The 1,283-nt window shown below is 40.9% G+C and carries 1 protein-coding gene; it reads right to left on the reverse strand.

Features of this window, described 5'->3' with window-relative positions:
• Nucleotides 1-40 precede the first annotated feature (40 nt).
• Nucleotides 41-1,188, reverse strand: a protein-coding gene (locus tag B1K52_RS00005) for an IS3 family transposase (protein WP_143588795.1) whose coding sequence is annotated in 2 segments (ribosomal slippage) — nt 41-915 and nt 915-1,188 — 1,149 coding nt in all. Because the reading frame shifts where the segments join, the coding sequence is not laid out codon by codon here.
• Between the last annotated feature and the right edge of the window lie 95 nt (nt 1,189-1,283).

Consider the following 1,283-nt stretch of genomic DNA (forward strand, 5'->3'; position numbering starts at 1 on the left):
GGGACTGACCCCCGTTTCTGAGACAGGGATCAAAAAACCTTCAAACAGCCGATTGCCGATATTGTATCGGTGATTGGTTGTTTAGTTTCGTTTGGATACGAATATTGTTATAATAATAAATATATTCTTCAACAGTACGTTCTACGATGGCAGTCGAAGTTCGATTTATGCTGTTAAGATAGAATGTTTCAGACTTTAGTATGGAATGAAACGATTCGATAGAGGCATTATCAGCGGGCGTTCCTTTTCGGGACATACTCATGGTAATGCCTTTTGCTTTTACAGCTTCTTGGTACTTATAAGATGTGTACACCGACCCCTGATCACTGTGTAATATGCAGTTCTCAGGCAATGGTGGCAGCTGATCGAGTGTCTCCAACACGAAAGCTGTATCTTGTTTATCTCCAATAGAGGACGCCACTACTTCGCCATTGCACAAATCTATTATACTGGAAAGATACATTAGTTTCTGACCATAAGGCAGGTATGTAATGTCGGTTACGAGCTTCTCAAGAGGACGATCAGACTGAAAGTTCCGATCCAATAAATTTTCTGCGACGGCATATGGCTGTCCAGTTTTCTTACGTTTCTTCACTTTAACCCGGCACTGCCATTGATTCTCCTGCATTACTCGCTGCACGACTTTGTGGTTAATGCATTGCTCCTGTCTCAGTAAGGCAGTAATCTTTCTGTAACCGTACCGATACTTGTGTTCTCGGCACAATATGCCAATTTGCTTTTTAAGTAGTTCTTTCGAATCGTCTTTCTCTTTGTTCTTCCAGCGATAATAAGATGCTCTCGAGATACCTAAATGTACACAAATATCCTGTATTGTCATTGTGTTATGCAGTGATTCTACAAGTTCGACTGCCGTTTCTCTATCAACTTCCTTTCCAATTCCTTGTACTTTTTTAAAACTTCATTTTGTTGCCTTAAAAATCGGTTCTCAGCTTGTAATTCCTCTACTTCTGAAGAATAGGCTGGCCCTTTCCCGTAGGTGTACTGCTTGCCAACTGGCTGTTCAAAACGATGCGTCTCTTCAGATTTATACCATCTGACCCATGTCTTCACTTGCGATCTACTCTTAATATTTAGTTCGTTCAAAATCTCTTTTACAGGTACGCCTGCCAAGCGCATTTCAACTGCCTTCATTTTTATCTCCACTGGATAACTGACTCTAGTTCCCATAGAAAAAACACCTCCAAGTATTATTTCGGATAACAATCGTCCGTTTTCAACCTTGAAGGTGTTTTTTATTTGTCTCAGCGTATGGGGTCAGTCCC

It is taken from the genome of Terribacillus halophilus, from assembly GCF_900162685.1.
Classification (GTDB): domain Bacteria; phylum Bacillota; class Bacilli; order Bacillales; family Amphibacillaceae; genus Terribacillus; species Terribacillus halophilus_A.